At 65.7% G+C, this 286-nt stretch carries 1 protein-coding gene; it reads left to right on the forward strand.

Annotation, left to right across the window (positions count from 1 at the left end):
- On the forward strand, positions 1-286 hold a 286-nt coding region (locus EN808_RS35935; protein WP_135918278.1), incomplete at both ends, for an erythromycin esterase family protein.

Raw genomic sequence — 286 nt, forward strand, 5'->3', positions numbered from 1 at the left:
GGCGCTGCAGCCTGAGGCAGGCTTTTATGGCCTCGACATCTACAACATGCGCGGTTCGATCGCCGCCGTCCTGGAGTATCTCGACCGCGTCGACCCGGAAGCGGCAAGGGTTGCGCGGGAGCGCTATGGCTGCCTGACGCCATGGCAGACCGAACCGTCGACCTACGGTCGTGCCGCGCTGACCAAGGGCTACCGCGAATGCGAGAAAGCGGTCCTCGAGCAGTGCCGCGACATGCTGGCGAGGCAACTCGATCATGCCGGCCGGGACGGCGAGGAACTGTTCGAC

The sequence above is a fragment of the Mesorhizobium sp. M8A.F.Ca.ET.165.01.1.1 genome (genome assembly GCF_004792065.1).
In the GTDB taxonomy this organism is placed as follows: domain Bacteria; phylum Pseudomonadota; class Alphaproteobacteria; order Rhizobiales; family Rhizobiaceae; genus Mesorhizobium.